The organism is Candidatus Chloroploca mongolica, from assembly GCF_004762035.2.
Taxonomy (GTDB): Bacteria; Chloroflexota; Chloroflexia; order Chloroflexales; family Chloroflexaceae; genus Chloroploca; species Chloroploca mongolica.
Genome location: NZ_SIJK02000069.1, coordinates 1 through 26,687 on the forward strand (window position 1 = coordinate 1; position 26,687 = coordinate 26,687).

Below are 26,687 nucleotides of genomic sequence, written 5' to 3' on the forward strand. Positions count from 1 at the left end.
TGTACCAGCAGACGGGGCAGCCGCAGCGGGCCTTGGCGCTCTACGAGCAGGCGCTGCCCCTGCGGCGCGAAGTGGGCGACCGGGCCGGCGAGGCCGCGACGCTGAACAACATGGCGATGGTGTACCAGCGGACGGGGCAGCCGCAGCGGGCCTTGGCGCTCTGCGAGCAGGCGCTGCCCCTGACGCGCGAAGTGGGCGACCGGGCCGGCGAGGCAGGCACCCTGGCAAATGTAGCCGTGTTGCTCTATCAAAGCCTTGATCGTGCTTCAGAAGCAATCCAGTCTTTGCAACAAGCCATTGGTGTCTTGCAAATGAGTGGGCTGGATCGTGCTGCATCCGGTACTACCATTGTAGCAATGCAACAGCTATTGGGCGTTATGCAACGCGGCGACTCCTTAGATAGTGAGTCCTCGACCAGCCCGGCAACCCTGCCCGCAGAACAGCTTCGTGTTGTCGTCAGCAATACGGTTGCCGTCCTTACACAGATGCCAGAAAAACATGTCGAATGGCGCGGCGTCATCAGCGGTGCGCTGCAACAGGCCCAGCAGGACGGCGCTGATTGGCAGATTGAGGTTGAACTGTACACTGCGGTTCTCGCCTGGCTTGATGGGCAGCCAACCGACTTACCGGCGGATCATCCCTATGCCAGTGCTATTGCTGCAATCCGGCACGGGGTTGAGGGTGGGGTGATGGCACAAGCGCAAGCGGAATTGCCCTTCGACGCCGAGGTGATTCCACGCACGATCGCAGCCTTGCGCGGCGATCCGCAGGCGAAAATGGCCCATGCCCAGTCGCTCAGTCAGCTTGCCGGACAGACGGATGATCCGCAGCTCAAGCTCCTGGTCACCACGATTCAGACGGCCCTCTTTGGCGGCAAGCTGCGCACACTTGGGCAGAACCTCGAAGGCGTCTATGCCCAGGCATGGGCGGCAATTGTGGCCGGTCTTTCACACGGAGGGAATGCGGCATGACCCAGCTCTTTCTCATTCACAGCCCCCAGGATGCGGCCACTGGCTTGCAACTGCGCCACGCGTTGGCCGACCGCGGGTATGTCATCTGGGCCGACCCATCTGGTTCGCCACATGGGCGCGAGCAAGTCTGGCAGGCCGGCGTGCGTGACAGCCAAAGCATCCTCGTTGTCTGGAGTGCAACGGCAGCCCAGGCGCAACCTGTCATAACGCAAATCGAGCATGCCCAATGGCTCCATAAACCATTGGTGGTTCTTGCACTTGATGGGACTTCGTTTCCGCAGGCGTTGGCGAAAGCGCCGCTCGTGCACAGCCGTGCGCCGTTTCCTGATGCCGTGGCGCACCTGCTGGCGCACCTGCCGCCTGGGGCGAGCAACAATGCTTCACCTAAACCGTCAGCGCCCTTTGGAACCGCGATAAAAGCGCAGAATGCTGCGGTGAATCATATCTTTGGCGTGCGCTGTGCGAAAGGCCACGTTACCTACTTCGACAAGCAGGTGGTTTGCCGGGCTGGTGGTACCATTGTCCGCTTGACAGAGTTGCGTGATGGCAAAAACTTTGATGCTTTGCGGCTTCGCTGTGGTACTTCTGGCTGTTCCGAATGGGTCGTTGTTGAAGTGGATTGTGAGGGCTACCGATGACGACGCCGCCTCCGATCCTCGAAGGGCGAACGCCGACCACCGAGGAACAGCGTTTGATCGAGCTCTTTGCCGAACTTGAAAAGAAACAACTGGAATTTCTCGACGAGGCGGCCAAGCGCATCATCGAACTCGTCTCGGCGCTGCTCGGTCTTCTCTTCGCCGTCATCGCCTTCGGCAACGCTTTTCCACCGCCCTACCTGGCCGGCAATGTGCTACTGAAGGTGCTGAGCATCAGCGCTTTAGGCGGCTACCTTGGTGCGCTGATGCTGGCGCTCTGGGGTGTCCAGCCGCGCAGGTACAAGCACTACCAGTACAACCTGAAAGGCATGCGTGAGGAACTGGATGCGATGTTGGCGCACAAAATGTTCTGGATGCGTTGGGCAGGCGGCGTGTTTGGTGTTGCGTCCGTGCTGCTGGCAGGCTTGATTGTGCTGGTGCTTGTCCAGGCGTAGGATAAGCGCACCGAAACACGTCGTATTTGCTCGTGACGGAAAGGCTCCTCCATGTCCGAACGCTCCGCCGTCCAAAATCCGATGCTCCGCTATGCCGAGGCGATTGGCTGGCGCTTTGTGCCCCGCGAGGAGGCGCTGCGCCTGCGCGGTGGCGAGACGGGGCGCATCTTCGCCGAGGTGCTGACGGCGCAGTTGCTGCGGCTCAACCCCGGCGTGGTGGATGCGGCGCGGGCCGGCGAGATTGTGCGCCAGCTTGGGCTGCTCAACGCGACCATTGAGGGCAACCGCGATGCGCTGGCCTGGCTGCGCGGCGAGCATTCGGTCTTTGTGCCCGCCGAGCACCGCGAGCGCAATGTGCGCCTGATCGACTTCGACAACCCTGACGCAAACATCTTCCAGGTCACCGATGAGTGGACGTATCGCGGCACGGTCTACGCCAACCGCGCCGATGTGGTCTTCTTGATCAACGGCATCCCGCTTGCCCTGGCCGAGACCAAGGCCGCCGGCAAGCAGGATGGCCTGGAGCAGGGTGTGACTCAGGTGCGCCGCTATCACCGCGAGACCCCCGAATTGCTGATCACGCCGCAGCTCTTTGAGGTCACGCAGTTGCTCGACTTCTTCTACGGCGTCACCTGGAATACCAGCCGCAAGAGCCTCTTCAACTGGAAAGAGGAGGAGCCGGGCAACTACGAGCGCAAGGTCAAAGCCTTCTTCGACCGCGCCCGGATGCTCAAGGTGCTGCGTGACTACATTGTCTTCCTGAGCCGCGACGACATCCTGAGCAAGATGATCCTGCGCCAGCACCAGACCCGTGCGGTCGAGAAGGCGCTGGTGCGGGTGGCCGAGCCGACCAGGCGGCGCGGGTTGATCTGGCACACCCAGGGCAGCGGCAAGACCCTGACGATGATCACCATCGCCAGCAAGCTGTTGCGCGAGGCCCCCGATGGCGAGAAGCCGACCGTGCTGATGATCGTGGATCGCAACGAGCTGGAGTCGCAGCTCTTCCGGAACATCACCGGCTACGGCATCACCACCCTGGAAGTGGCCGAGAGCAAACGTGACCTGCAGAAGCTGCTCGCTAACGACTACCGTGGTCTGATCGTCTCGATGATCCACAAGTTCGACGACATCCCCGCCAATGTGAACCTGCGTACGGGCGTGGTTGTGCTGGTAGATGAGGCCCACCGCACCACCGGCGGCGATCTTGGCACCTACCTGCTGGCCGCCTTGCCCAATGCCACCTACATCGGCTTCACTGGCACGCCCATCGACAAGCTCGCCAAAGGCCAGGGCACCTTCAAGGTCTTTGGCATTGATGACGAGCAGGGCTACCTCGACAAATACAACATCGCCGAGTCGGTCGAGGATGGCACCACCGTGCGGCTGAACTACGCCCTGGCCCCCTCTGACCTGCGCGTCGAGCGCGAAACCCTCGAGCGCGAGTTCCTGTCGCTGGCCGAAGCCGAGGGCGTGAGCGATTTTGAAGAACTGAACGCCATCCTGCGCAAGGCCGTGACGCTCACCGAGGCACTGAAGGCCGAGCAGCGCGTCGCCGAGGTGGCCGCCTTTGTGGCGACGCACTTCCGTGAGAACGTCGAGCCGCTGGGCTTCAAGGCGTTTCTCGTCGCAGTGGATCGCGATGCCTGCGTGCGCTACAAAACCGCACTCGACCAGCACCTGCCGCCCGCCTACAGCCAGGTCGTGATCTCCCCCGCCCACAACGACCCCGAGCGGCTGAAGGCCCACTACCTGAGCGCCCCGCAGGAGAAAGAAGTCCGCAAGATATTCGCCCAAAAGGGCACCACGCCGAAGATCCTCATCGTCACCGAGAAGCTGCTGACCGGCTTCGACGCGCCGATCCTCTACGCGATGTACCTGGACAAGCCGATGCGCGACCATGTGCTGCTCCAGGCGATCGCCCGCGTCAACCGACCCTACGAGGACGACGACGGCCTGGTGAAGCCCTACGGCTTTGTGCTCGACTTCGTGGGCATCTTCGAGAAGCTGGAGCGCGCCCTCGCCTTCGACGCCGATGTCGTCGCCTCGGTGATCCAGAACCTCGATGTGCTGCGCAACCTCTTCGCGACCCAGATGGGCGCGACCGCCCCGCAGTATCTGCCGCTGACCCGTGGCTGGGACGACAAGGCCAAGGAGCGGGCGATTGAGTACTTCGAGCCGAAGGAGCTGCGTGAGGCATTCTTCACCTTCTACCGCCAACTCCAAATGGTCTACGATGTGCTCTCGCCCGACGCCTTCCTGCGGCCCTACCTGAACGACTACGAGGCGCTGGCCGCGCTCTACCATCTCGTGCGCAGCGCCTACAGCGCCCGGCCCTACGTGGATCGCGAACTAACCGACAAGACCCGCACGCTGCTCCACGAGCACACCACCCTCTACAACCTGACGCCACCCGCCACCATTCACGAACTGGGGCCGCAGGAGTTGGCCGCCCTGAAGCAATCAGACAGCTCCGACACCGTGAAGGTGCTCAACCTACGCCGGGCACTGGCCAAGGCGGTTGACGACCAGGCCACCAGCCAACCCTTCCTGATCTCCATCGGCGAGCAGGCCGAAAGCGTCGCCCAGGCCTACGAAGATCGGCAACTGACCACCCAGCAGGCCCTGGCCGCCTTCGAGGCCCTCGCGCAGCAAGCAGCGCAGGCAGCCGACGAACGCACGCATCTGGGCCTCGACGCAAACAGCTACGCGCTGTACGTCGCGCTCCAGCCCTACCAAGCAGGCGTAACCGCCGCGCAAGCCACCATGCTCAACGCCCTCTTCCAGCAGCACCCCGACTACGGCTGGAACGCCCAGCAAGCAAGTGCCCTGCGCACCGCCCTCTACCAAGCCCTGCTCCCCCTAGTCGGCCAGCAACACTTTATCGTGGCAACCACCGCGCTGATGAAACTCCAACGCATATGAGCGAGCGAGCCGTGGGCGCGACAACCATGCCGCAGGTGCCTGCGCGCACCTGGCACGACGCCGATGACCTGCGCTGGGCCACCCGCGCATGGGCGGCGCGCATCGGCGTACGCGTCGTACGCATCCAGGTACGGGCCATGCGCACAAAGTGGGCCTCAATGTCCACCGCCGGCAACCTGACCCTCAACAGCGAACTGGTTGACCTCCCGCGCGAACTTGGCGAATACGTCATCGTCCACGAACTCGTCCACCTGCTCGCGCCCAACCACAGCAAGCTCTTCAAAAGCTTCATGCTCGCGTATGTGCCCGACTGGGAGGAACGGGAGGCGCGGCTCCGTTCCATCGTCGTCTAGCCATAAAGCCGCGCAGGGGCACTTCGGTGCAAAAAAGATCGGTTGTTTTAACGCAGAGGCGCAGAGGTATTTCCTATCTTTGCGCCTTTGCGCCTTTGCGTCAAAAAATAGCTCAGGCTAGCATGATGATGATGCCGATCAGCAGCGCCAGGCAACCCGAGCCGGCCCAGAAGGTGAGCCCGTCCCAGAAGAGCGAGCGCTTCTTGTTGGCCAGGATATTGTCGGCGAGATAGGGCGGCGGGTATGTGTCGCCAAAGGCAACCACGGTAAAGAGCACGCCGAGCAGCAAGGTGGTCAGTTCGATGATGCGCTTACCGGCCTCGTCGAGGAAGTCCACCTGCTTGCGCTCGGCCTCGGCAAAGAAGGCGGCGAGTTGCTGCTGCTCGGCGCGGGGCGGCACCAATGTGTGCGACCGTTACCCGACGCTGGTGCCCTCCTCGGCTCCCTATCTTATGAAAGAGCAAGCCATTCGCGAAGAGTTGCTTCAAGGTGCTGCGCGTCGGAATGGGCCAATTGACCCAGCAGTTTGATCACTAACCCGGCTTCCACGGTATAGAGGCCACGTTTTACTGCGGAGGGTACATTCAGCCCTGCACGCCGCCACTCCGTCAAGATAAATTCACCTGGCAATAATCCCGTCATCCGACTGGTGAGTGGAACGATCATCAGATCGTGACTGATATGCGGACCATTCACCACAATCGCAGGGCGTACTTTACTGCTCGACAAATCAGAAAAGGGATAGCGTACCAGGATCAGGTTATGCTGCGAGTAGGTCGGCATAGACATCATCCTCGGGATGATCCCAGATCTGGTTGAGTGAGCTGGAGCTTGCAGCTTGCCAGAATAAGTGTTCCTCCTCGGTGAGGACGGTCACAAGCACTTGCGCTCCATCGGGCAAAGCCGTTGGTTCCAGCAGTTCTATTTTGCCATCGCGCACAATTGCACGGATCGTGAGTAACATGGGTTCTCTCCTCTAACGCATGGGTTTACACCCGACAGGGTTTATTATATACGCCAACTGCGAGGGCGGCAAAAAGTTGCCCCAACCTTTATCCAGCAGGTTGATCATCACCTTGGCGAATTGCTGAACACGCCGGTGTAAAGAACCGCGCCGTCATCGTTGGGACTATGCCGCAAAAAAGACTGGTTATTTGACGCAAAGGCGCAAAGGTATTTCCTACCTTTGCGCCTTTGCGTCAATACGGATCTGGATGTGCCTTTGCGTCAAAGCTCGCGCCGCAGGTAGATCCATGCCGAGGCCCAGCGATGCTCGGCTACGGTTGTCTCGCCTTCAACCACTGTTGTCGGCCCACGATATCCTCGAGATCTATCAGGTGCGCGAGTGCCTAGAAAGTCTGGCTGCACGCATCGCCGCCGAGCAGATACCCTCTGAGCAACTCGCGGCCCTTACGCACGAACTTGCCTTCAGCGAGCAGTGTGCGACTGAGGGCCACCACAACGAAATCCTTGAGTCTGATATCCGCTTCCACAAGCTGATTATCTCTGCGACTCAGAACCAGCGCCTCGCGGCCATTTTGACAACCCTGGACGACCAGATGTACCGTATTCGCTTGACCCTCCCGCGCTCGGCGGGCTGGATCGAGGAAACCCTGGCTGAACATCGCGCAATCGTCGAGCGGATCACGACTCGTGACGCCGACGGGGCCGCGCGGGCGATGGGAACGCACCTGCGCTCCTTTTGAGATCGGGCTGTCCGCCTGGTGCTGCCGATCCAACGTTGAGCCCGGGCGACCGCTCGGAGGTGTGCTCGTTCGGTCGATCAACACACCTTTCCCGATGGTTGCTCGCGCCTACCTGATGCGTGACCGTTTGACGTCCCTTGGTACAGAAAGCACACATCGCCCTATGACCACTCTCTCGATCTTCGGTGCCCTAGGAACGCTCATCGGTCTGGTTCGCGCGGTGCCCCAGCTTGTCAGGCTGCTGCGTACACGGCAAGCCCACGGGGTTTCCGTCGACACAGCGGCCTCCAGTTCGATTGTAAGCTTTGGCTGGGCAACCTACGGATTGTGGGACCAATCAGCCCTATGTCAGTTTGGCCACCGGCTCCTCGGGCGTGGTCTTTGCGCTCATCACGCTGCTGTCCCTGCGCTTCGGGCGCCGCCTCCGCGAGTTTGCGGTCGCCCCTGTCTGGCTCGCCGTGCTGTTCCTGGCCGGCGGGGTAGCAGGAGAGACTGGGCTTGGGCATCGTGCTGCCGATCAGCGTGTTGGCCGCGAATCTCCCCCAGATCTGGGTGGCCTCTCGCGAGGGCAATCTCGCTGACCTGTCGCTGGCCACCTGGCTTCTCTCGATGGCCGATGGGTTGGTCTGGGGTAGCTACACTCTCATCCAGCCGGACATGGCGATTATGCTCTTTGCTGGTCTTCAATTGACGACGAGCGGGCTCATCGTCGCCTTGAAGCTCGCATACACGGTCAAACAGTCCCGGTCGCGTAGTGCTTGAACAGGCGTAGGGAGGCATGATGACTATGACGGTGCCCTGGTCGCCATGCGCAGGGTTGGCTCACCTACGCGAAAACCTTTGCGCCTTTGCGTCAAACCAACCGCCTTCATGCATCGCTCGCACGCTCCTCACAGGCCAGATTGTCGCCACTCGTACACACCGCAGCGCGGGGGCCGTGCAGGTCGGCGTGCGGCCCTCGTTCGAGGTCCTGTTGGTAGTACCAGAAGAGTGCGCGGGCGGCGAGTAGGGTCGAGACGGCGCGTAGACTGGGGGCGGCCAGCAGGATGAGCCGTTCCAGAGTGGCGCTGTCGTAGCCCCAGCCGTTCCGCTCGTTCTCGGCCTGGGCCAGTGGCAGCCAGTTCTCAAGGAAACGCAGGCGCATATGGGCGTCAGTGAACATCGTGGGCATCCGATCCTCATCAGTGGAAGGGTGGCGGTGGCGGTTGCCTGCCGCCACCGTCGGACAGCTACGACCGATCCAGGGTCACGATGGCGGGGGTGCGGTCGAACATCCAGAAGGCCATCGGTAGGCCGAGCCCCAATGTCACGCCAATCAGGGCCCAGGCCACGCTGAGCCAGAAGGCGCTGAACCACCAGCCAACCGCGACAAAGTAGATGGCGCGGAGCCAGAAGGGATGCTGCGCAACGCGACCCTGGCTCACCACCGTGACGCCCCCCTGACTGACGACCTTCATCTCGGTGCGCACCGGTTTGAGGGTCATCACCTGGGGAATGCGGTTGAGCATCAGCAGGCCCAGGGGCAGGCCAAGAATGCTCACCAGCAAGAGCCAGGCGATTCCCGTCCAGAAGAAGCCCAGCCAGAGACCAATGAAGCAAAAGTAGAGCGCACGCACGAGACAGCCAGGCCCTGCCGCGTTCTGGGCAAGGATGATCGTTGGGCTCGGCGCGGGAGCCGCCGCCGGGGCTTGCACAATGACATTGACCGTCTGGACTGGCCCGGCGACTGGTGCGGCGACCGCTACAGGAACTTGCGGTCCGACTGGTGCAGTCACGAGCGGAAGCGTTACCGGGGCAGCGCTATCGACCTGAACAGGTGAAGGCTGGCTGACGGCAGTCAAGTCGCTCCCACAGTTGGCACAGCGGCGGGCATCGTCTGGGTTGAGATAGTCACAACTGGTGCAGTGCATGGTCGGGTCTCCCTTGTGCGTACAATGACGAACCACTACACTCAGTATAGCCACGTCACCCGGCGCAAATGCGCCCTTGAACCCAGTGCTTTGCGGTGATCTTCGCAGCGTGATCTAAAGGCAATACCTTGCAAAGAAGGCGGCTCTTTTGACGCAAAGGCGCAAAGGCGCAAAGGTTTTTGCGTAGGTGAGCGAACCCTTTGCGTCTTCGCGTGAGCTTATTTGAAAAGTATTGGATCTAAAGTATTATGCTTGAATGAGAGTTCGCATGTGTTTGCATGTCACGCTGAGCATCACATGGCCCGCGGGCCAGTGGTATGGAGAGAAACCAGTGCGCTTGTGCAGCCTGCATGGTCACCCCGAACGGAGTGAGGGGTCTTCCATAAAGGGACGTTCGTTGACCGGCCTCTGCGTATCGGGGGCGGCTTTTCACACAATTTCCGCCGATGCGTGATATTCTGCCATAATGTAGATGCTCCGTTCGGAGCCTATAAGGAGACCACCATATGTTCCAGGGTCTGTTTGGCAATGCGTCTGAGGTTGATGCGGCGAAACTTGAGCAGGAGCTCGGGCCGCTGCTGGTTGAGGGTGAGCAGTTGGTGCGCGGCTTTCGGGTGCTGCGCGATATGTTTGTCTTTACATCCAAGCGCTTGATCCTGATTGATAAGCAGGGCACGACGGGTCGGAAGGTCGAGTACCATTCGATTCCGTATAAGGCGATTACCCATTTTGTGGTCGAAACTGCGGGTACGTTTGATGGCGATGCCGAGTTGAAGATCTTTCTTTCGAGCAATCCGGTACCCATCGAGCGTGAGTTTAAGCGTGGCACCGATATTGTTGGGGTGCAGCGGACGTTGGCGACGTTTGTGTTGGGGTGATTTCGGGGATCGGGGATCGGGGGTCAGGGGTCAGGGATCGGGGATCGGGGATCGGCGGCGGTGTAGGGGCACGGCGCCGCCGTGCCCGTACCGGGGGCATGGCACGGCGGCGGGGCACGGCGGCGGGGTAGGGTCACGGCGGTGCCGTGCCCGTACGGATGGGGCGGGCACGGCGGTGATCATCGGGCCGAAGTAAGGCCGAAGCACGCGCCATGTCCGACGCGTCATGCAACCCACGCGCATGGGGCGCGTGCTTCGGCCTTACGGCCATGGGGCGGGGTATCGGGCATGGGGTGCGGCATCGGGTCATCGACCGGGCACGGGGGCATGGGATCGACGGGCGCGAGCGTGGCACGGCGGGCAGATCGGGCGTGCCAGCCCGAAGGGTTGGTGGTAGAATAGGGAGCAGAATCTTCGCACCCCGAAGAGTTGCAGGTATTCTGCGCCAGTCTCATGAAGGGAGTCTCAAGGGTGAAAATTGCCGCTGTAACGAATGATGGGCGTACCATTAGTGCCCATTTTGGCCGCGCACGCCAATATCTTGTCGTGACTGTTGAGGATGGGGCCGTTGTTGCACGCGAAGTGCGCGATAAGACGGCCTGTGACCATAGCCATCACGGGCATGGGCACGGGCATGGGCACGACCACGACCACGACCACGACCACGACCACCACGGGCATGGGCATCATCATGACCACGACCACGACCACGCCAGTCAAGCAATTGGTCTGAGCCAACCTGGCGCCGTCGCCGCGCCACCAGTTGATCAACATACGTCAGCGGTGAGCATGATCGCCGACTGCGATGTCGTGCTCTCGCGGGGGATGGGACGTGGGATGTACAACAACTTGCAACGCGCCAACCTTCGCACCGTGCTTACCGACATCGTCCCCATCGAGGCAGCAGTGCATGCCTTGCTCGCAGGGACGCTCGAAGAACATCCTGAGCTTGTGCATTAATATGGTTCTTTGCCGCTGAAAAACCAGCATAGCTGGTTTTTCAGCGGCAAAGAACCGTATCTAGTTAACATAACGCATGGGCAACCATGCGCGGATTTCGGTACCTTCACCGGGGCGCGAGAGGATCGTCAGGCGTCCGTCGAGCACGGCAGCACGCTCGCGCATCTGGCGCAGGCCCAGGTGTGGACCTGACTGCTCGGCCTGCGCACCCGGATCAAAGCCGACGCCATCATCACGCACAACAATCTGGAGCCCGTCATCCACGATTTTGAGCATGACCGCGATGTGCTGTGCAGAGGCATGTTTGGCGGCATTGTTCAATGCTTCCTGCACAAACCGAAACGCCGCGAGTTCGAGCACATGGGGGAGATCGGGCGGCAGGTTGCTCAGTTCAAGTTGAAGTTCCCAATCCTGTTGGCCGGCAAAATCGGCGACAAAACGACGCAAAGCCGCAACAAAACCTAATTGGCTCAACTCCATTGGACGCAGCGCAAAGATGGCTCGGCGCAATTCCTCGATTTGATGGCGCAGCGTCGCCTTGACCGAAGCAAACTCTTCGGCGAGGCGCTCTGGCTCTTGGTCGAGCCAGTCTTCCCAGAGGGCAATGCGCATCCGGAGAAAGGCGAGGCTCTGGGCGACACCGTCGTGGAGATCGCGGGCTATCCGGGTACGTTCTTCGGTAATGGCCTGCTCGAGGGCGGCAATACTGGCTAACTCACGCGCACGGCGGCGACTCCCCTTGATGCCTTCGGTTAATTCACCAGCCACGGTGACGAGCAGGGTCGTCACCGTTGGCTCAAGTTCGAGGTGCGCTTGGGCTGCGAGTGTGGGGGTCGCGTTGGTCGCGTTGGTCGCGTCGGTAATGCGCTGGACATCAACGACATACCCCTCGATCCAACCTATCGGCTCATCATCGCGTTCGGCAAGGGGCACCAGCACGCATGCGGTAAGCCCTTGCGGGGGTTTGCTCCGTGGGAGCAGCACCGTGGGCGTACGTACCCGTCCTGGCTCCCCCATTACGCCAAACGACGTACGGGCCAGGGCCAATTGATCCTCGGAAAGGCCGACGCAACGCGCCGTCAGGGCGACACCTTGATCATCTTCGAGTACCAGCGCCATCGCACGTGCCCCCAACAGACGCGTTGGCAGGGTCATCGCATAATCAAGCACATCATCAAGTGAGTCACTACTGGCGACCCGCTGATTCAACTCATAGAGCAACTCGAGGCGGGCATTGGCCGAGCGCAACTCGTCAAGCATATTCGCCTCGGTCGTCAGGCGGCGCTGCTCCTGACGGGCAGCCCAACTCAGAACCGCATAGATCGCGCCCGCCGCCATGGCTCCCCAGAAGAGAGCCTCAAGTGTCTGGACAACGGGCGGCATTGGGCGTAGATCAATCAAGAGCGATTCGACCAGACGGGTGAGGGCAAAGATCAGGCCCACCACCCCGGCCAGCGGCCAGCGCAAACTGCGCAGCGCGGCAATCATATCGGGAGGTTGTGATTTTGATGGCATAGGTAGCTAGATCATGGCGTGCCAGTGCAACGGCAGCGTAGCGGCGAGATAGCGGTCGGCACTATGCCAGGTATGATCGCCGCCCTCGAGCACCGGCGACGCGCTTGCATTGGCAATCCCGAGGCTCCGCAACACGCGCACGAGATACTCACCACGGTAAAAATTGGAACCCCACGGCTCAAGCGTTTGCGGGCCATACTGGATCACCCAGGTAAGCCGTTGGAGGGCGGCCCGATCGGCGCGCAAGAGCAGGCAGATTGGATTATTGCTGGTGAGATGGGCAAGATCGGGCGGCGCCCCAAAGACCGGGGCGAACATTGGTTGCGCAAAGAGGCCGTCGGCGCTGCGGGCGGTCTTTCCTCCATCAGAAGCATATGGAAACGAGCCATCAAATGCTCCGACGCTGACAAAGCGTTCCGGGTGCAACGCGGCCGCCTTGACCGCCATATAGCCACCGAGCGAAAAGCCGACGATGCTCCGGGCCGACGGCAGTGTCCGAAAGCGGCGATCAACGGTAGGCAGCAACTCTTCAAAGAAAAAGCGCTGGAAGCGACCAGTGCCAACGCCGGGCACAGACCGTGCCCGTTCGGGACTATGAAAATCAGTCAACATCCCAGGCACCGCATTGTCATCGCTGGCCATTCCGGGCATCACGAGGATCATTGGGCCAATACGTTCTTCAGCACGCAGACGCTCATAGATATCGACCGCGGTTGATGATCCGCGACTGGCATCCTCAGTGGCATTGACCCATTCGCGCTCGTGCCCCCGTAGCAAATAGAGCGTCGGGAAGCGACGGCGCGGCTCGGATGCATACTCAGGTGGCAGATAGACATACAGCGAGCGAACCACCCCGAGCACCTGGCTCTTCAGCCGTACCAAGCGCACACGATGATCAATATTCACATCAACCATAGCGGATCACTCTACTTCCCACCCAACAAGCCATTCGTGTTACCCGAACAGAACGCATTCTAACACACCCTTCGCCCCAACCCCCCCCAGCCCTAGCCGGTTGGGACACGACGCCGCCGTGCCCCGACCGGCACCAGACTCTCCTTCAGCCCTGATTCAGTAGCGTAATCAAGAGTGCCGATCCCCCAAAGAGCGCCATAAATCCACCGACAAGCAGGGCAATTGCCAACAACCACGAAAGCAATGCCCGTGCCAGTGAGATCTGGTGTGCTTCGGCAAGACCGACAATACTCAACAGACCGGCCCATCCCCAGAGGCCTGCCTGCATTGCATAGACTGTTGTGGTGATTTGGCTTGCCGAGGCTGGCAGGGCAAGCGCGATGATCCAGAGGGGGAGGCCGACAAGCATGGGCAGACTTGACCAGACCAGGGCTCGCCGCACATGCCAGGGACTGGCCCGCCCCCCGAGCATCCATCCGCCGGCACGCAACAATACCCCCCCGAGCATCAGGACGACCCCGCCAAAGAAAGGCCCTGTGAGCAGGATCAGCGCGAGCAACTCACCATTGCTCAACTCGACGCCAAGCTCTCCCCATGCGGCCCAGCCAAAGAGCAGGCTTATACCAGCGAACGCACTGAGGGTCCACGTTTCAAGCGTTGAACGCAATGCCACCGCCGAGCGCAACGCCAGCCGTGGCTGATACCAGATCGTGCGCCACGGATTGACATAACAATAGTTTGTTGTCGTTTGCCCGGATCGTCGCGCAGGTTCATGAACGTCGGTGATGGTTGGCCTCTTTGGTTCGTTCATGTCCTGTCCATATCTCTCTGCATCTCTTGCCGCAAAGCGCACAGGGATTATACCTTTTTTGAGGGTAGTGGTGATATAGTAATCCTTACGGATACGTGGGGCTTGTGCTGGCGAAAATGGCCGTTTTTGCCAGTATAAGAACGTAGAACAGAGGAGCAGTGCGTTATGGCTGAGCAGGCTACACCTCCAGCGTCGGTGGTTGCGGTTCATGAACGTTTGCCTCTGAAGACTCGTCTTGCGTTTGGGGCCGGTGATGTGAGCCCTGGTATGGCGGCGATTATCGTGGGTTTTTTCCAGGCGCTCTTTCTGACGACGGTGGCCGGGCTCAACCCTGGCGCGGTCGGGCTTATTCTGTTGCTCAGTCGGGTGTGGGACGCGATTACTGATCCGTGGATGGGCCTGATTAGCGACCGGACGCGCTCACGGTTTGGGCGTCGGCGTTTCTGGATGTTGGTCGGGGCGGTGCCGTTTGGCCTGATCTATATGCTGCTCTGGTGGGTGCCGCCGCTTGGTGAGACCGGGCGGTTTTTCTATTATCTGGTGGTCATTCTGGCTTTTAATACGGCGTACACGATCGTGAATGTACCGTATACCTCATTGACGGCCGAGTTGACCAGTGATTACGATGAACGCACTGCGCTCAATTCGTTTCGGTTTGCCTTTAGCATCGGCGGGAGCCTGATTGCTGGGGTGTTGCATGGCATCCTGATTACGCGTTTCTGTCTCGATCCGAATCGGTGTCTGCCAGCCGAGGCGCAGGCGGGTTATTTCTTGTCGGCGGTGATCTTTGGTGTTGTGATGATTTGGCCCTTTCTCTGGTGTGTGTTTGGTACCCGCGAGCGCTATACGCCCCCGGCCACGACGATGACGATGCCGCTGCGTCAGCAATTCCAGATTGCACTGCGCAATCAGCCCTTCCTCTTTGTCATTGGCGTCTACCTCTGTTCGTGGATGGCGCTTCAGATTACTCAGAATGTGATCGGTTTTTATTTAACTTTCTACCTGCGTCGGGCCGATATGTTCCCGATTGTGCTGCTGGCTGTGCAGGGTTCGGCGATGATCTTTCTCTTTGTCTGGAGCGCGGTGAGCCGTCGGATTGGCAAGCAAAAAGTTTATTATATTGGCATGTGCTTTTGGATCGCTGTGATGTCTGGGCTTTTCTTCGTTGGTCCTGACCAGATTACGCTGGCAATTGTGCTGGCGGCGCTGGCGGGGGTCGGCATTGCGACGGCCTACCTGGTGCCCTGGAGCATGTTGCCCGATGTGGTCGATCTTGATGAACTGAACACGGGTCAGCGACGCGAGGGCATCTTTTACGGGGTGATGACCTTTACGCAGAAGACGGCGGTCGGGGTTGGCATTGCGTTGACGTTGCAGGCTTTGCAGTGGTACGGCTTCAATCGCGATCTCTTGCCCGGCGAACAACCCGAAAGTGCGCTGCTCGCCCTGCGCTGGATGATCGGCCCGGTGCCAACGGTGCTGTTGATTATCGGCATGATCCTTGTCTATCGTTATCCGCTCACACGGGAACGTCACGAGGCGATTCTGACCCAGTTAGCCGAGCGCAAGGGCTGATCATGCTATACTACTTCTACGGAAGTTCGTCCCGCAATAGAAAGAATATGTATGGCTTCGTTGCCAGTCCCTACCATTATTGAGCGTACCGCTCGTGGTGAGCGATCGTGGGATATCTTTTCACGGATGCTGCAAGAGCGGGTGATTATGATCAGCACGCCGATTGATGATGATATGGCTTCACTGGTTGTGGCTCAGTTGCTGGTGCTGCAACATCAAGATCCTGAACGTGATATCTGGATCTATATTAACAGCCCCGGTGGCGTAATCCGTGCTGGCCTGGCTATTTACGATACGATGCAACTGATTACGCCCGATGTCTGTACAGTGTGCGTCGGGCGTGCGGCAAGCATGGCGACGGTGCTGCTCTGTGGTGGGGCGAAAGGGAAGCGTTTTTCCCTCCCCAATGCGACCATTCATTCGCATCCTGCCGGGGGCGGGGCCGAAGGCTATGCGCCCGATGTTGAGATTCAAGTCCGCGAAATGCTGCGTCTCCAGCGGATGATTCGCGAATTGATGGCGAACCATACCGGCCAGACGCTCGAACGGATCGAGAAGGATTTCAACCGTGATGCCTATTTGACGCCTCAGCAAGCGATTGAGTACGGCTTGATTGACGCGATCCTCGATCCTACCAAAAACATACGTCCTAAGTGATCATTGCTGGTCTAGGTGCAATACTTTTCAAAGAAGGTGGTTTTTTTGACGCAAAGGCGCTGAGGCGCGAAGATTTTATATCTCTCTCTGGATCGCTTTGCGCCTTTGCGCCTTTGCGTCATCTCTCTGGATCGCTTTGCGCCGTTGCGTCACTTATGCGAGCCGCAATTTGGCGGCCAGCCATGTCACGGTCGTGCCGATCGTTGCAGGTTCGCTCGGCAGCGAGACATGACTGGCGCCTCGGATCAGGTGAAATTCGCCCCAGCCCTCGGTTGAGGTGCGCACCGCTTCGGCGGCTTCGGCAGAGACAACGGCATCCCGTTCCGCATAAATCAAGAGCAGCTGCGGGCGGGTCGCCTGGGCCTTCAACCGGCCTAGGCTTTCCATGAGATCGAGATGATCAAAAAGATCCCAGGTGCCAATCTCAGCCCGAATGCCGCTGGTCTGCCAGGCCCGCACAATATGGTAGATTGTGCCGTCGCGAAAGAGATGCAGCAGCGTCGGGCGCAGGATGCGCAGGGCTTCGTTGCGCTGTACCTGGCGATACTCGTCGGCATTGAGGCGCAGTTGCGGCGCCACTTCCCAGAGCACCAGGGCATCGCAGGGCGTGCCTTCGGCGACCGCGCGGGCCGTCACAGCCCCACCGAGACTCATGCCGAGCAGCGCAACGCGGGCATAGCGTTCGCGGAGCCAGCGCTCTGGCCCGGCGACGCTCTCGAGAATCGCTGGATAGGCCTGGGGGCGCGGACTTTCGCCGTGCCCATCGAGATCAATGAGCAGCACGGCAAGGCCTTGACCAATGCATTCGTCGGTGAGCCGCCAGGTATAGAAGGTCTTGTCGCACCCCGAGCCGTGAGCGACACAGACGACTGAGCGCGCCCCGGTTTTTGGGGTGATATGCAGGGCAGGAACCGGGCCATAGGCCCCTTCGATCGCAACTTGTTCAATCGTCCGATCAAGATATTGTCCGGGTTGCAACCGGAGGCGCGGGTTGAGTTGCGGGCGGATCAGGCTTGCCAGGCCAACCTGGAGGGCCGCCGCCACAGGCAGACTCGCCGCCAGAGCCAGTGGCCCCGGACGGGCCATTGCCAGCGCCCCCACACTCACCAGTGGCCCCAGGCGGCCCGCTCCCCACGTCAACCCGCGTAATTCACCCTGACCTGCCAACCCCTCCATCAAACCCAGCCAGAACCCGATTCCGCTTAGGAAAGAACGTAGCATAGTTCCTCGATGTCCCCTCGCTTCGCTCCTGAGAAATAACACCCGCCTGAGACCCCACAGGTCTTTAAGAACGGTGAGGTCTGACGGGCGCTCACCCTGTTTCTTGTGGCATCACTGGCCCGAAGGCCATCTGTCTAGTAGTCTGGCTGACCATGCGTCCTGTTCAATAGTACTTGGTCTTACGCCCGGACGACGGTGATCGTGCGTCCCTGCGGCGAGGTGGCCGCCTCCACGGTGGTGCGCTGGGCGATGGGGGGCTGGCCGCTGCGGCGGTCGAAGATGACCAGCCAGCCGGTCTCCAGCCCCAACCCGGCGAGGTACAAGTCGAGTTGGGCCAACCCCTCGTCGCGGGGGTCGCTTTCGCCGTCGCGCCAGACCTTGAGTTCCATGCCCATCGTGACGGGGTGCGGGCCGCCGTAGCGCAGGCAGAGATCCATGCGCCGCGTGCCGATCGCGTACTCGCGGTCGAGGGCGCCGTTGCCGTTGACCACGCGGTGCAGGAAGGCCATGAGGACCAGGTGCGGGGCAATCTCGTGATAGTGAACGCTGCCGAGCAGCGGCTGGCCGTGCTGCCGCCAGAAGGCCAAGAACGCGTCGAGCAGCTTGTCCGGGTTGAGGCTGCCATCCGGCTTCAGCCATGCCGGTGAGATATGGGGCAGTGAGGCGGTCGCGGTGAAGGCCAGCACACGTGGCAGCACTTCCTTATAGATCGGGTTGGCGATGACCAGCCCCCCGGGGCCATCGAAGCGACACAGGCCCAGGTCGACCACAAAGCGGATGTCATCCTGCGGCACGTCGCTGAGCGACCCACCCGCCAGCAGTGGCTCGATCACGCGGCGCACCCGCGGCTCGCGCAGGCGTTCGGCCAGGCTGTCGAGGTGCGTGTCTTGGCGCTGGATCATCAGTTCCTTCGCCGCCTCAAGGTGGGCAACGGTGATCGGTCGGGGTTCGTCGTTCAGGATGTCCTCAACGACGGTCTTGGCGAGGTCGTTGACCAGCCAGGGCTGGCCTTGCGTCAAGGCGAAGGCGTGGTCAATGACCGCAGACGCGAAGACCTGGCCGGTGTCGTCGGTGTGCTGCCGGTAAAGCAGCGCCACGTCGTCGCGGGTAAAGCTTCCCAGCGTCAGCGAGCGCGTCTTCACATTGAAGGGACTGGCGGTGTTGAGCCGCGCGCTGCCGCCTGACGCCACCTTGTAGTCGCGCACATCGCGCATCCCAATCAGCGCCAGCGACGCGGGGAACCCGGTGGGACGCCAGTTGTAGCCCGCCCGGAGTTGGCGCAGCACCGAGATCAAGGTTTCGTTCTGCAGCGCGTCGATCTCGTCAAGGAAGATCACCAGCGGACGCGGCGCTGCCTGGGTCCAGGCACTCAACGCCGTGCGCACGCGCGCCCCGGCTTCAGCTTCTGGCCACACCGGCGGGCGCAGGTCAGGCGGGAGTTGTGCCGCAAGCGCCAGGCGCCAATCGTCCAGGATCGCCAGTTCCGCCGCCCCGGGGTCGCTGTTAAACGCCGCCCCGACCTCGACCGAGACCAGCGCAGCGACATAATCCCCAGACGCGGTCAACTCCTGGGCTAGCGCGATCATCGAGGTGGTTTTGCCAGTCTGGCGCGGGGCGTGAATGACAAAATAGTTGAAATCAGCCACCAGGCGTCGCGCCCGCAGCACGCGCGCTGCGGCGGGCAGCATGTAGTGCAATTCGGGCTTGCACGGCCCGGCAACATTGAATCGCCGTGGCATGGGCTTCCTCCTAGGCGTATGTCGGTCAAGTATACCATGCCCGACGAAGGCGTCGCCCGACCTGCCTGCCTCACAGGCAAGATTTCTGGTATGATAAGGCAATTGTTTGTGCCGAAAGGAGTCGTACACATGGCCGAGAATCGTCGGAGTAAACTGATTACTGAAGGGCCGCAGCGTTCGCCGAATCGTGCAATGCTGCGTGCAGTGGGGTTTGGTGATGAGGATTTTCACAAACCTATTGTGGGTATTTCGAATGCGCATAGTACACTGACGCCGTGCAATGCGGCGCTTGATCCACTGGCGCAGCGGGCCGTAGCAGCGATCAAGGCGGCTGGTGGGATGCCTCAGACCTTTGGCACGATCACGGTCAGCGACGGCATTTCGATGGGCACCGAGGGGATGAAGTTCTCGCTCGTCAGCCGCGAGGTGATCGCCGATTCAATCGAGACGGTGGTCAATGCCCAGCGGATGGACGGGATCCTCGCGGTCGGTGGCTGTGACAAGAATATGCCCGGGGCGCTGCTTGCGCTGGCCCGGCTCGATGTGCCGAGCATTTTTGTCTATGGCGGTACGATCAAGCCCGGCCATCATGATGGCCGCGATTTGACGATTGTCAGTGCCTTCGAGGCCGTTGGTCAGTATAGCGCCGGCACAATTGATGCCAATGAGTTGCTCGAAGTCGAGCGTCGCGCCTGTCCAGGTGCGGGGTCGTGTGGCGGGATGTATACCGCCAATACGATGTCTTCGGCGATCGAGGCGCTCGGTCTGAGTCTGCCCGGATCGTCGACGATGGCCGCTGAGGATGGTGAGAAGGCCGAAAGTGCGGCTCGCTCGGGCGAGGTGCTGGTTGAGGCGATCCGGGCTGGCCGTACCGCCCGCCAGATTCTGACCCGCGAGGCCTTCGAGAATGCGATTGTGGTCGTGATGGCGCTGGGTGGTTCGACCAATGCGGTCTTGCATCTGCTGGCGATTGCCCATGCCGCCGAGGTGCCCCTCACGATTGATGATTTTGAGACGATCCGCACCAGGGTGCCGGTGCTCTGCGATCTCAAGCCGTCGGGCCATTATGTGGCGACCGATCTCCACCAGGTTGGCGGCGTGCCGCAGGTGATGAAGATGTTGCTCAAGGCCGGTTTGTTGCACGGCGATGCGCTGACTATCACGGGCCAGACCATTGCCGAAACGCTTGCCGACGTGCCGGATGCGCCACCTGAGGGTCAGGATGTCATTCGCCCGTGGGATGCGCCGCTCTACGCGCAGGGCCACCTAGCGATTCTGCGGGGCAATCTGGCGGAAGAGGGGTGCGTTGCCAAGATTACGGGGATCAAGCAGCGTCAGATCACCGGGCCAGCCCGGGTCTTTGATGCGGAAGAGCAGTGTCTGGAGGCAATCCTGGCGGGCAAGATTGTCGCCGGTGATGTGCTGGTGATTCGCTATGAAGGTCCCAAGGGCGGCCCGGGGATGCGCGAGATGCTTGCCCCGACCTCGGCCATCATCGGGGCTGGCCTCGGTGATGCGGTTGGCCTGATTACCGATGGACGCTTCTCGGGCGGCACCTATGGCCTGGTGGTCGGCCACGTCGCCCCCGAGGCGGCTGTCGGTGGCACGATTGCGCTTGTCCACGAGGGCGACAGCATTACGATTGATGCTGATACGCTGTTGCTGCAACTCAATGTTGCTGACGACGAGCTCGCCCGTCGCCGTGCGGCCTGGCAGCCACCAGCCTCACGTTACCCCCGCGGTGTGCTTGCCAAGTATGCGCGCCTCGTCTCGTCGGCGAGCCTCGGGGCCGTGACCGATTTGTGATCGAAGCGGCGACGGGGCTAGTACCAGTACCTTGCAAATAAGGCGGTTCTTTTGACGCAAAGGCGCAAAGGCGCAAAGGTTGTCGCGGAGGTGCGCGAACCCTTCGCGCCTTCGCGTGAGCTGCAAAGAAGGCGGTTCTTTTGACGCAAAGGCGCAACGGCGCACAGGTTGTCGCGGAGGTGCGCGAACCCTTCGCGCCTTCGCGCCTTCGCGTGAGCTTCTTTGCATAGTGTCGCCCGTCGCCGCTTCCAGGATGCCTCGAACAAGGAAGGGCGTCAGCCCTGAAGAAATAATGAAACCTGAAACTTTTCGTACCTATGGGCATGCCCTCGTTGATTGGATTGCGCACTACCGTGAGCGCTTGCCCGAGTTGTCGGTCTGGTCGCATGTCTCCCCAGGGGCGATCCGTGCGCAGTTGCCCCTTGATCCTCCCGAGGAACCTGAGTCGTTTGAGGCGGTGCTTGCCGATCTCGAGCAGATCATCCTCCCCGGTCTTTCCCATTGGCAGCATCCGCGGTTCTTTGGCTATTTTCCGGCCAATGCGGCGCTTGCGTCGGTGCTTGGCGATATGGTCAGTACGGGTCTTGGTCAGTTGGGCCTCAATTGGCAGTCGAGCCCGGCCCTGACCGAGCTCGAAGAGCAGATGACCGAGTGGATGCGTCGGTTGCTCGGGCTCTCTGATGGGTGGCGCGGCGTGATCCAGGATACCGCCAGCACGTCGACGTTGGTGGCCTTGATCTGTGCCCGTGAACGGATGACGAGCCACGGGGCGACGCGGGGTGGCCTGCAGGCTGAAGAGTTGCCCTTGACGGTCTATTGCTCGGGCCAGAGTCATAGTTCAGTCGAGAAGGCGGCGCTGCTGGCCGGCTTTGGGCGCGATAACTTGCGTCCCATCGCGACTGATGCTGCGCATGCGCTGCGCCCCGAGGTGCTGGTCGAGGCGATCCAGCGTGATCTCGCCGAGGGCCGTCGCCCCTGTGCGGTGGTCGCAACCATCGGTTCGACGGCAACAACTGCGGTTGACCCGCTCGAAGCGATGGTTGCGATCTGTCGTGAGTACGGTCTCTGGCTGCATGTTGACGCAGCGATGGCCGGTTCGGCGATGATCTTGCCCGAGTGCCGCTGGATGTGGCAGGGCGTCGAACAGGCCGATAGCCTCGTGCTCAATCCGCACAAATGGCTGGGCGTCGCCTTTGACTGCTCGCTCTACTATGTGCGCGATCCGCAACATCTGATCCAGGTGATGTCAACGAATCCCAGTTATTTGCAAACCTCAGCCGATGGCATCGTGACCAACTATCGCGACTGGGGCTTGCCGCTGGGGCGACGCTTCCGTGCGTTGAAACTCTGGTTCCTGTTGCGGCTCGAGGGGGCCGCAGCCCTGCGCGAGCGGCTGCGGCGGGATCTTGCGCTGGCACAGTGGCTCGCCGCGCAGATCGACGCGACCGAGGGCTGGGTGCGCCTCAATCCTGTGCATCTCCAGACGGTCTGTGTGCGGCACGAGCCGCCTGGTCTCGCCGATGATGCCCTTGATCGCCACACGCTCGACTGGATCGGGCGGCTCAACGCCTCGGGGGTAGCCTATCTGACCCCGGCGGTGCTGGATGGGCGCTGGATGGCGCGCATCAGCCTCGGGGCCGAACTGACGACCCAGGAAGATGTGGCGCACCTGTGGCAGGCGATGTGTGCCGAAGTAAGCACGTAAGGTTGACGCAAAGGCGCAAAGGCGCAAAGTTGGGCATGCAGATCCATCAAATCTTCGCGCCTTTGCGTCTTTGCGTCAAATCATCAGGAAATTTTAGATATGGATCGCCGCGCCGTGGACGAGCGCGTGCGCCGCTTCGCCGATCGCTTCGTAGAGCGTCGGGTGAGCGTGAATCGTCTGGAGCATGCTCTCGCCGGTGGCTTCGTGGGTTAGGGCGAGGCCGCCTTCGCTGATCATTTCGGTGACGCGGGGGCCGATCATATGCACGCCCAGGATTTCGTCGTACTGTTTGTCGGCGACGATCTTGATAAAGCCAAAGCGGTTCTGACCAAGTACCCGCGCTTTGCCGTTGGCCGAGAAGGGGAACTTGCCGACCTTGACCTCGTAGCCCTGCTCTTTCGCTTTCGCTTCGGTGAGCCCAACGCTCGCGATTTCGGGGCTGCAATAGGTGCAGGCCGCGATCTTGCCATAGTCAATGGGCGTGACGTGCAGCCCGGCGAGGTGTTCGATCGCAAGAATGCCTTCGGCGCTGGCTTTGTGTGCCAACCATGGCGTGGCGGCCACGCAATCACCCACCGCATAGATGCCATCGGCAGCGCGCATATACCCATCGGTCGTAATAAACCCACGCTGGTCAAGCGTCACGCCCGCTGCTTCGAGGCCAATGTCTTTGGTGTTGGGCAGGATACCAATCGCCACCAGCAACTTCTCGACCGTGATCGCGGTAGTTTTGCCATCGGTACCCGTCACACTGACCACGACATGCTCGCCACTGGTATCAATGCCCTCGACCCTGGCCCCGGCCATCGTCTTGATGCCCCGGCGCTGAAACGCCTTGACGAGTTCTGCCGAAACCTCTTCGTCTTCGTTGGGGACAATGCGCGGCAACGCCTCAACGACCGTCACCTCGGCCCCGAACGCCCGGTACATCGACGCAAACTCGATCCCAATGGCCCCAGCGCCAATTGACATAAAACTTTGCGGAACCGCAGACAACCCAAGCGCATCAGTTGACGAGAGCACGCGCGTATGGTCAAAGGGAACCCCAGGGAAGGGGCGAGGTTGGGCACCGGTGGCAACCAGAATATGTTTAGCCTGGAGCGTACGTTCGCCGCCGGCATTGAGCTTGACATGAACCTGACCGCGCCCGGTGAGCGTAGCCCAGCCAGTGACCACCTCGATCTTATTCTTCTTCATCAAAAAATTGACGCCGTCACTGCTCGCCTTGACGACCGCATTTTTATGCTTCATAGCCCCGGCAAGATCGAAGCTCACCCCTTCGACCATCACGCCGAAGCGCTTGCCCTCTTTCACCTCATCAAGCAGATCGGCACTGTGGAGCAACGCCTTGGTCGGAATACAACCGACATTCAGGCAGACCCCACCCATTGGCCCGGCCTCGACGATGGCCGTCCGCAGGCCGAGTTGCCCTGCGCGCACAGCGGCGACATACCCGCCCGGCCCGGAACCCACAATCACCACATCGTACACAGCTTCACTCACGATATGGACCTTTCTACCCTCACTTGCGCATTTCTGTGCAGCATTGCACAAACCACTGCTATTGTAGCACACGCCGTGCGCTTAGTGCCGATCCGCCTGTTGTTGACGCAAAGGCGCAAAGGCGCAAAGCTGCGCAGGGGATCCATAGATGACGCAGATACGGAAGCTATAATCTGCGTCATCTGCGGACGATCGTGATGATTTTGGAACCGCCCTGGGTCATGCGGTGGTTGGGCAACCATACATCGATCCGTCTGCTATACTAGCGTCAGCACAGTTTCTTGAGGCTTGTTGCGATCCGAGCAACGGGCGTTGCTCGTGGGACGTGAAGGGAGGGCGATGATGACCTGGAACCAGGCGCATGCGTTGCTGGTGGGCGTGGGTACCTATGCCGATCCTGGGTTGCGGGGGGTGCCGATGACGGTGGCTGATGTTCACGCGCTGGCGGCGGTACTCGGTGATCCGCAGTGTGGTGGCTATGCGCCGGGGCAGGTGACGCACCTGACCGATGCCGCCGCGAGCCGGGCGGGGGTGCTGGCGGCGCTCGATGCGCTGGCGGCGCGGGTTGCCGAGGGCGATACGGTCTTTGTCTTCTACGCCGGTCACGGCGACTATGGCGATGATGGCTACTACCTGACGACGCACGATACGCGGATGGTCGGGCGCAAGGTCGCGGTGGGTACGGGGCTCCGCGAGGCCGAGGTGATCGCGAAGCTGCGCGCTATGAAAGCCAAACGGCTGCTGTTGATCGTCAATGCCTGCCATGCGGGTGAACTGTCGCCGGTGCTGGCCGCTGATGATGCGCCGTTGACCGGGACGCCGCTGCCGCCACCGGTGGCCGCCGCGCTGCTCGGCACCGGCGAAGGCCGGGTGATCATCAGCGCCTGTCGTGAGAACCAATACTCGTTTATCGGCCCTGGCCCGCTCACCCTCTTTACCCAGGCGCTGGTTGATGGTCTGCGGGGCAAGGGCGTGACGAGCAATCGCGGCTACATCAGCGTCTTTGACCTCTATACGCACCTCTACTTTGCGCTCGACGAGGCCGTGCCGCGCACGATCCCGGCGGCGGTGCGGCAGCGCTACGGTGAGCAGCAAGAGCCAGAGTTGACGATCCTCAAGGGGGTGGGGCCGTTCCCGGTGGCGCTCTATCGGGGGGCGACGACGCTCGGCGCGTTTGATGGGTCAGGGACGCCACCCGAGGGCACGGCGGTGCGCGCGGTCAACCCGGCCTATGCGCAGGCCATGCTGCGTCAGCATCAGCAGTCCATTGGTGATCAGGCGCACGTCGGCGCGGCGATTGCCGGCGATGTGCATGGCAACGTCACGGTGACGACGCACGATCAGCGCGGGCAGCACGGGGGGATCAGTTTTGGCAGTGGCAATCAGCTTGGCAATGTGAACATTGGCGATGTGGCAGGCCGGGATATCATCAAGGGTGAGATCACCCAGGGCGACCGGATCACCACGGGCGATATCAGCGGCAGTGGCATCGCCATCGGGCGGGGCGCGCAGAGCACCGTGCGCAAGATCGACACCGGCGGCGGCGACTACGCCGAAGGCCCCCTTGACAAGCGCACGGGCACTTTTGTGGGCGGTGATCAGTTCACCATGTCCGGTGACTTCAGCGGTGCCATGCTCACCATCAAGTCGACGCTGACCAACGCTGTGCAGCGCATCAGCGCGGCCCCGCACGGCGACGCCGCCACAAAGGCCCAACTGCAACAGCTTCTTGCGCAACTGAGCGCGGCGTTACAGCAGGTGCCCCCTGCGCACACCGGTGAGGCCGAGGCGGTTGCTGAAACCGCCAAGACTGCCGTTGAACAGGCGACGAAGGCCCAGCCGAATCAGACCCTGGTGCAGATCAGCGCCGAAGGGCTGAAGCAGGCTGCGCAGAACCTGGCGGCGGTGTTGCCGACCGTGCTGCCCCTCGCGACGCAGATCGCCGAGGCCGTGCGGCGGATGAGTGGGGGGTGATACCAATTCGGTTTGAAGGTGCCGCATGGTCATACTGAGTATCAAATGGCTCGCGGGCCAGTGGTGCCGTGAGCAGCAGCCGCCCATCGTAGCGCGGGCTTCCAGCCCGCGTGGGATTGCGGGCTGGAAGCCCGCGCTACGATGGCGCACGAAGCGTCTGTTGCTTAGAAGCGCCGCGAAGCATCTCTGCCGTCGGGACGCCCGAGATCTTGAGCGCAACGAAGGGTGACTATGCGGCCTATGCAACGGCACAAGTATGCGCCTGCGGAGGATTGGTCGGGCGTTCCACCAAATGCTTGGCGGCAGCCCATCGTACGACCATCCTCACAATCTAGGGCGATTGCATCATACGAAATCGGATACAACGGGGCACTCGCAAGGGGTGCCCGTGCCGGGCCAGGGCACCCGCAAGGGGTGCCCCTACCGGGGCGGGGGCCGAATCCGGTGTACGGGCACCCCTTGCGGGTGCCCTTGCG

At 61.3% G+C, this 26,687-nt stretch carries 25 protein-coding genes; 14 read left to right on the top strand and 11 right to left on the bottom strand.

The features are described 5' to 3' along the window. The 5 genes from EYB53_RS22130 to EYB53_RS22150 all read left to right on the top strand — a co-directional run. The coding region (locus EYB53_RS22130) for a tetratricopeptide repeat protein (RefSeq protein ID WP_135481180.1) at positions 1-971 on the top strand (971 nt) is incomplete at its 5' end. Continuing rightward, positions 968-1,609: a toll/interleukin-1 receptor domain-containing protein gene (locus EYB53_RS22135; protein WP_167857346.1), complete on the top strand. Its 642-nt coding sequence runs from the start codon at positions 968-970 to the stop codon at positions 1,607-1,609. The genes EYB53_RS22130 and EYB53_RS22135, both read left to right, overlap by 4 nt. Positions 1,610-1,662: 53 nt before the next feature. Further along, the gene (locus EYB53_RS22140; protein ID WP_135478205.1) at positions 1,663-2,061 is read left to right on the top strand and encodes a hypothetical protein; all 399 of its coding nucleotides are present in this window, start codon (positions 1,663-1,665) and stop codon (positions 2,059-2,061) included. A gap of 51 nt (positions 2,062-2,112) precedes the next feature. Further along, a complete protein-coding gene (locus EYB53_RS22145; protein WP_135481182.1) occupies positions 2,113-4,983 on the top strand; it encodes a type I restriction endonuclease subunit R in 2,871 nt (956 codons plus the stop codon). After that, positions 4,980-5,336, top strand: coding sequence for a M48 metallopeptidase family protein (locus EYB53_RS22150; protein ID WP_205712731.1), 357 nt, complete (start codon positions 4,980-4,982; stop codon positions 5,334-5,336). The genes EYB53_RS22145 and EYB53_RS22150 overlap by 4 nt, the downstream gene beginning before the upstream one ends. A 112-nt stretch (positions 5,337-5,448) precedes the next feature. Here EYB53_RS22150 and EYB53_RS22155 read toward each other — a convergent pair whose 3' ends face one another. The 3 genes from EYB53_RS22155 to EYB53_RS22165 are packed head-to-tail and all read right to left on the bottom strand — an operon-like array spanning position 5,449 to position 6,300. Beyond that, positions 5,449-5,739, bottom strand: coding sequence for a hypothetical protein (locus tag EYB53_RS22155; protein ID WP_135481184.1), 291 nt, complete (start codon positions 5,737-5,739; stop codon positions 5,449-5,451). Positions 5,740-5,786: 47 nt separating this feature from the next. Next, positions 5,787-6,119, bottom strand: coding sequence for a type II toxin-antitoxin system PemK/MazF family toxin (locus EYB53_RS22160; RefSeq protein ID WP_097655186.1), 333 nt, complete (start codon positions 6,117-6,119; stop codon positions 5,787-5,789). Beyond that, positions 6,097-6,300 (bottom strand): antitoxin family protein, encoded by a 204-nt coding sequence (locus EYB53_RS22165; protein ID WP_097655187.1) that lies wholly within the window; start codon positions 6,298-6,300, stop codon positions 6,097-6,099. The genes EYB53_RS22160 and EYB53_RS22165 overlap by 23 nt, the downstream gene beginning before the upstream one ends. Before the next feature lie 289 nt (positions 6,301-6,589). Between EYB53_RS22165 and EYB53_RS22170 the strand changes: the two genes are divergently transcribed. Together EYB53_RS22170 and EYB53_RS22175 are read left to right on the top strand one after the other, a co-directional pair. Next, positions 6,590-7,042: a GntR family transcriptional regulator gene (locus tag EYB53_RS22170; RefSeq protein WP_167857549.1), complete on the top strand. Its 453-nt coding sequence runs from the start codon at positions 6,590-6,592 to the stop codon at positions 7,040-7,042. Between the two features lie 498 nt (positions 7,043-7,540). Continuing rightward, positions 7,541-7,804: a hypothetical protein gene (locus EYB53_RS22175; RefSeq protein WP_167857550.1), complete on the top strand. Its 264-nt coding sequence runs from the start codon at positions 7,541-7,543 to the stop codon at positions 7,802-7,804. A gap of 106 nt (positions 7,805-7,910) precedes the next feature. On the opposite strand, the gene EYB53_RS22180 is transcribed toward EYB53_RS22175, so the two are convergent. Together EYB53_RS22180 and EYB53_RS25345 are read right to left on the bottom strand one after the other, a co-directional pair. After that, positions 7,911-8,213, bottom strand: coding sequence for a hypothetical protein (locus EYB53_RS22180; RefSeq protein ID WP_135481191.1), 303 nt, complete (start codon positions 8,211-8,213; stop codon positions 7,911-7,913). A 58-nt stretch (positions 8,214-8,271) separates the two neighbouring features. Continuing rightward, positions 8,272-8,952 carry a hypothetical protein gene (locus EYB53_RS25345; RefSeq protein WP_216863696.1) on the bottom strand — a complete coding sequence of 227 codons (681 nt, stop codon included), beginning with the start codon at positions 8,950-8,952 and terminating at the stop codon, positions 8,272-8,274. A gap of 506 nt (positions 8,953-9,458) precedes the next feature. Between EYB53_RS25345 and EYB53_RS22190 the strand changes: the two genes are divergently transcribed. Both EYB53_RS22190 and EYB53_RS22195 read left to right on the top strand, forming a co-directional pair. Beyond that, positions 9,459-9,830 carry a PH domain-containing protein gene (locus EYB53_RS22190; RefSeq protein WP_097655189.1) on the top strand — a complete coding sequence of 124 codons (372 nt, stop codon included), beginning with the start codon at positions 9,459-9,461 and terminating at the stop codon, positions 9,828-9,830. Positions 9,831-10,301: 471 nt separating this feature from the next. After that, positions 10,302-10,790, top strand: a complete 489-nt coding sequence (locus tag EYB53_RS22195; RefSeq protein ID WP_167857551.1) for a NifB/NifX family molybdenum-iron cluster-binding protein — start codon at positions 10,302-10,304, stop codon at positions 10,788-10,790. Positions 10,791-10,850: 60 nt separating this feature from the next. Here the strand turns inward: EYB53_RS22195 and EYB53_RS22200 are convergent, their stop codons facing one another. The 3 genes from EYB53_RS22200 to EYB53_RS22210 all read right to left on the bottom strand — a co-directional run bounded on the left by EYB53_RS22200 (position 10,851) and on the right by EYB53_RS22210 (position 14,031). Next, positions 10,851-12,305, bottom strand: a complete 1,455-nt coding sequence (locus EYB53_RS22200) for a sensor histidine kinase (protein ID WP_254151191.1) — start codon at positions 12,303-12,305, stop codon at positions 10,851-10,853. 6 nt (positions 12,306-12,311) lie between these two features. After that, positions 12,312-13,220, bottom strand: coding sequence for an alpha/beta hydrolase (locus tag EYB53_RS22205; protein ID WP_216863697.1), 909 nt, complete (start codon positions 13,218-13,220; stop codon positions 12,312-12,314). Positions 13,221-13,365: 145 nt separating this feature from the next. After that, complete coding sequence (locus tag EYB53_RS22210) at positions 13,366-14,031, bottom strand: Yip1 family protein (protein WP_135481196.1); 666 nt, start codon at positions 14,029-14,031, stop codon at positions 13,366-13,368. Positions 14,032-14,196: 165 nt separating this feature from the next. Here EYB53_RS22210 and EYB53_RS22215 point away from each other — a divergent pair, with 165 nt between their 5' ends. Continuing rightward, positions 14,197-15,606, top strand: coding sequence for an MFS transporter (locus EYB53_RS22215; protein WP_135481198.1), 1,410 nt, complete (start codon positions 14,197-14,199; stop codon positions 15,604-15,606). Positions 15,607-15,657: 51 nt separating this feature from the next. Next, positions 15,658-16,263 (top strand): ATP-dependent Clp protease proteolytic subunit, encoded by a 606-nt coding sequence (locus EYB53_RS22220; RefSeq protein WP_135481201.1) that lies wholly within the window; start codon positions 15,658-15,660, stop codon positions 16,261-16,263. Between the two features lie 153 nt (positions 16,264-16,416). On the opposite strand, the gene EYB53_RS22225 is transcribed toward EYB53_RS22220, so the two are convergent. Continuing rightward, the gene (locus EYB53_RS22225) at positions 16,417-17,484 is read right to left on the bottom strand and encodes an alpha/beta hydrolase (RefSeq protein WP_254151192.1); all 1,068 of its coding nucleotides are present in this window, start codon (positions 17,482-17,484) and stop codon (positions 16,417-16,419) included. Positions 17,485-17,663: 179 nt separating this feature from the next. Beyond that, a complete protein-coding gene (locus EYB53_RS22230) occupies positions 17,664-19,223 on the bottom strand; it encodes an ATP-binding protein (RefSeq protein WP_135481203.1) in 1,560 nt (519 codons plus the stop codon). Positions 19,224-19,352: 129 nt separating this feature from the next. Between EYB53_RS22230 and ilvD the strand changes: the two genes are divergently transcribed. Both ilvD and EYB53_RS22240 read left to right on the top strand, forming a co-directional pair. Then, positions 19,353-21,029: a dihydroxy-acid dehydratase gene (ilvD, locus tag EYB53_RS22235; protein WP_135481205.1), complete on the top strand. Its 1,677-nt coding sequence runs from the start codon at positions 19,353-19,355 to the stop codon at positions 21,027-21,029. 292 nt (positions 21,030-21,321) lie between these two features. Further along, complete coding sequence (locus tag EYB53_RS22240; RefSeq protein WP_135481208.1) at positions 21,322-22,734, top strand: pyridoxal phosphate-dependent decarboxylase family protein; 1,413 nt, start codon at positions 21,322-21,324, stop codon at positions 22,732-22,734. A 93-nt stretch (positions 22,735-22,827) separates the two neighbouring features. On the opposite strand, the gene lpdA is transcribed toward EYB53_RS22240, so the two are convergent. Further along, positions 22,828-24,237, bottom strand: coding sequence for a dihydrolipoyl dehydrogenase (lpdA, locus tag EYB53_RS22245; RefSeq protein WP_135481210.1), 1,410 nt, complete (start codon positions 24,235-24,237; stop codon positions 22,828-22,830). A gap of 339 nt (positions 24,238-24,576) precedes the next feature. On the opposite strand from lpdA, the gene EYB53_RS22250 reads away from it, so the two are divergent. Further along, positions 24,577-26,211, top strand: a complete 1,635-nt coding sequence (locus EYB53_RS22250) for a caspase family protein (protein ID WP_135481212.1) — start codon at positions 24,577-24,579, stop codon at positions 26,209-26,211. Positions 26,212-26,687: the final 476 nt, after the last annotated feature.

Bases quoted from the DNA above. Each gene is read 5' to 3' on its own strand.
- EYB53_RS22240 (WP_135481208.1), top strand. From the start codon at position 21,322: ATGAAACCTGAAACTTTTCGTACCTATGGGCATGCCCTCGTTGATTGG.
- EYB53_RS22180 (WP_135481191.1), bottom strand. From the start codon at position 8,213: ATGCCCACGATGTTCACTGACGCCCATATGCGCCTGCGTTTCCTTGAG.
- EYB53_RS22160 (WP_097655186.1), bottom strand. From the start codon at position 6,119: ATGCCGACCTACTCGCAGCATAACCTGATCCTGGTACGCTATCCCTTT.
- EYB53_RS22250 (WP_135481212.1), top strand. From the start codon at position 24,577: ATGATGACCTGGAACCAGGCGCATGCGTTGCTGGTGGGCGTGGGTACC.
- EYB53_RS22190 (WP_097655189.1), top strand. From the start codon at position 9,459: ATGTTCCAGGGTCTGTTTGGCAATGCGTCTGAGGTTGATGCGGCGAAA.
- EYB53_RS22215 (WP_135481198.1), top strand. From the start codon at position 14,197: ATGGCTGAGCAGGCTACACCTCCAGCGTCGGTGGTTGCGGTTCATGAA.
- EYB53_RS22135 (WP_167857346.1), top strand. From the start codon at position 968: ATGACCCAGCTCTTTCTCATTCACAGCCCCCAGGATGCGGCCACTGGC.
- EYB53_RS25345 (WP_216863696.1), bottom strand. From the start codon at position 8,952: ATGCACTGCACCAGTTGTGACTATCTCAACCCAGACGATGCCCGCCGC.
- EYB53_RS22145 (WP_135481182.1), top strand. From the start codon at position 2,113: ATGTCCGAACGCTCCGCCGTCCAAAATCCGATGCTCCGCTATGCCGAG.
- EYB53_RS22165 (WP_097655187.1), bottom strand. From the start codon at position 6,300: ATGTTACTCACGATCCGTGCAATTGTGCGCGATGGCAAAATAGAACTG.
- EYB53_RS22220 (WP_135481201.1), top strand. From the start codon at position 15,658: ATGGCTTCGTTGCCAGTCCCTACCATTATTGAGCGTACCGCTCGTGGT.
- EYB53_RS22230 (WP_135481203.1), bottom strand. From the start codon at position 19,223: ATGCCACGGCGATTCAATGTTGCCGGGCCGTGCAAGCCCGAATTGCAC.
- EYB53_RS22150 (WP_205712731.1), top strand. From the start codon at position 4,980: ATGAGCGAGCGAGCCGTGGGCGCGACAACCATGCCGCAGGTGCCTGCG.
- EYB53_RS22210 (WP_135481196.1), bottom strand. From the start codon at position 14,031: ATGAACGAACCAAAGAGGCCAACCATCACCGACGTTCATGAACCTGCG.
- EYB53_RS22200 (WP_254151191.1), bottom strand. From the start codon at position 12,305: ATGCCATCAAAATCACAACCTCCCGATATGATTGCCGCGCTGCGCAGT.
- EYB53_RS22225 (WP_254151192.1), bottom strand. From the start codon at position 17,484: ATGCTACGTTCTTTCCTAAGCGGAATCGGGTTCTGGCTGGGTTTGATG.
- ilvD (WP_135481205.1), top strand. From the start codon at position 19,353: ATGGCCGAGAATCGTCGGAGTAAACTGATTACTGAAGGGCCGCAGCGT.
- EYB53_RS22170 (WP_167857549.1), top strand. From the start codon at position 6,590: ATGCCGAGGCCCAGCGATGCTCGGCTACGGTTGTCTCGCCTTCAACCA.
- EYB53_RS22205 (WP_216863697.1), bottom strand. From the start codon at position 13,220: ATGGTTGATGTGAATATTGATCATCGTGTGCGCTTGGTACGGCTGAAG.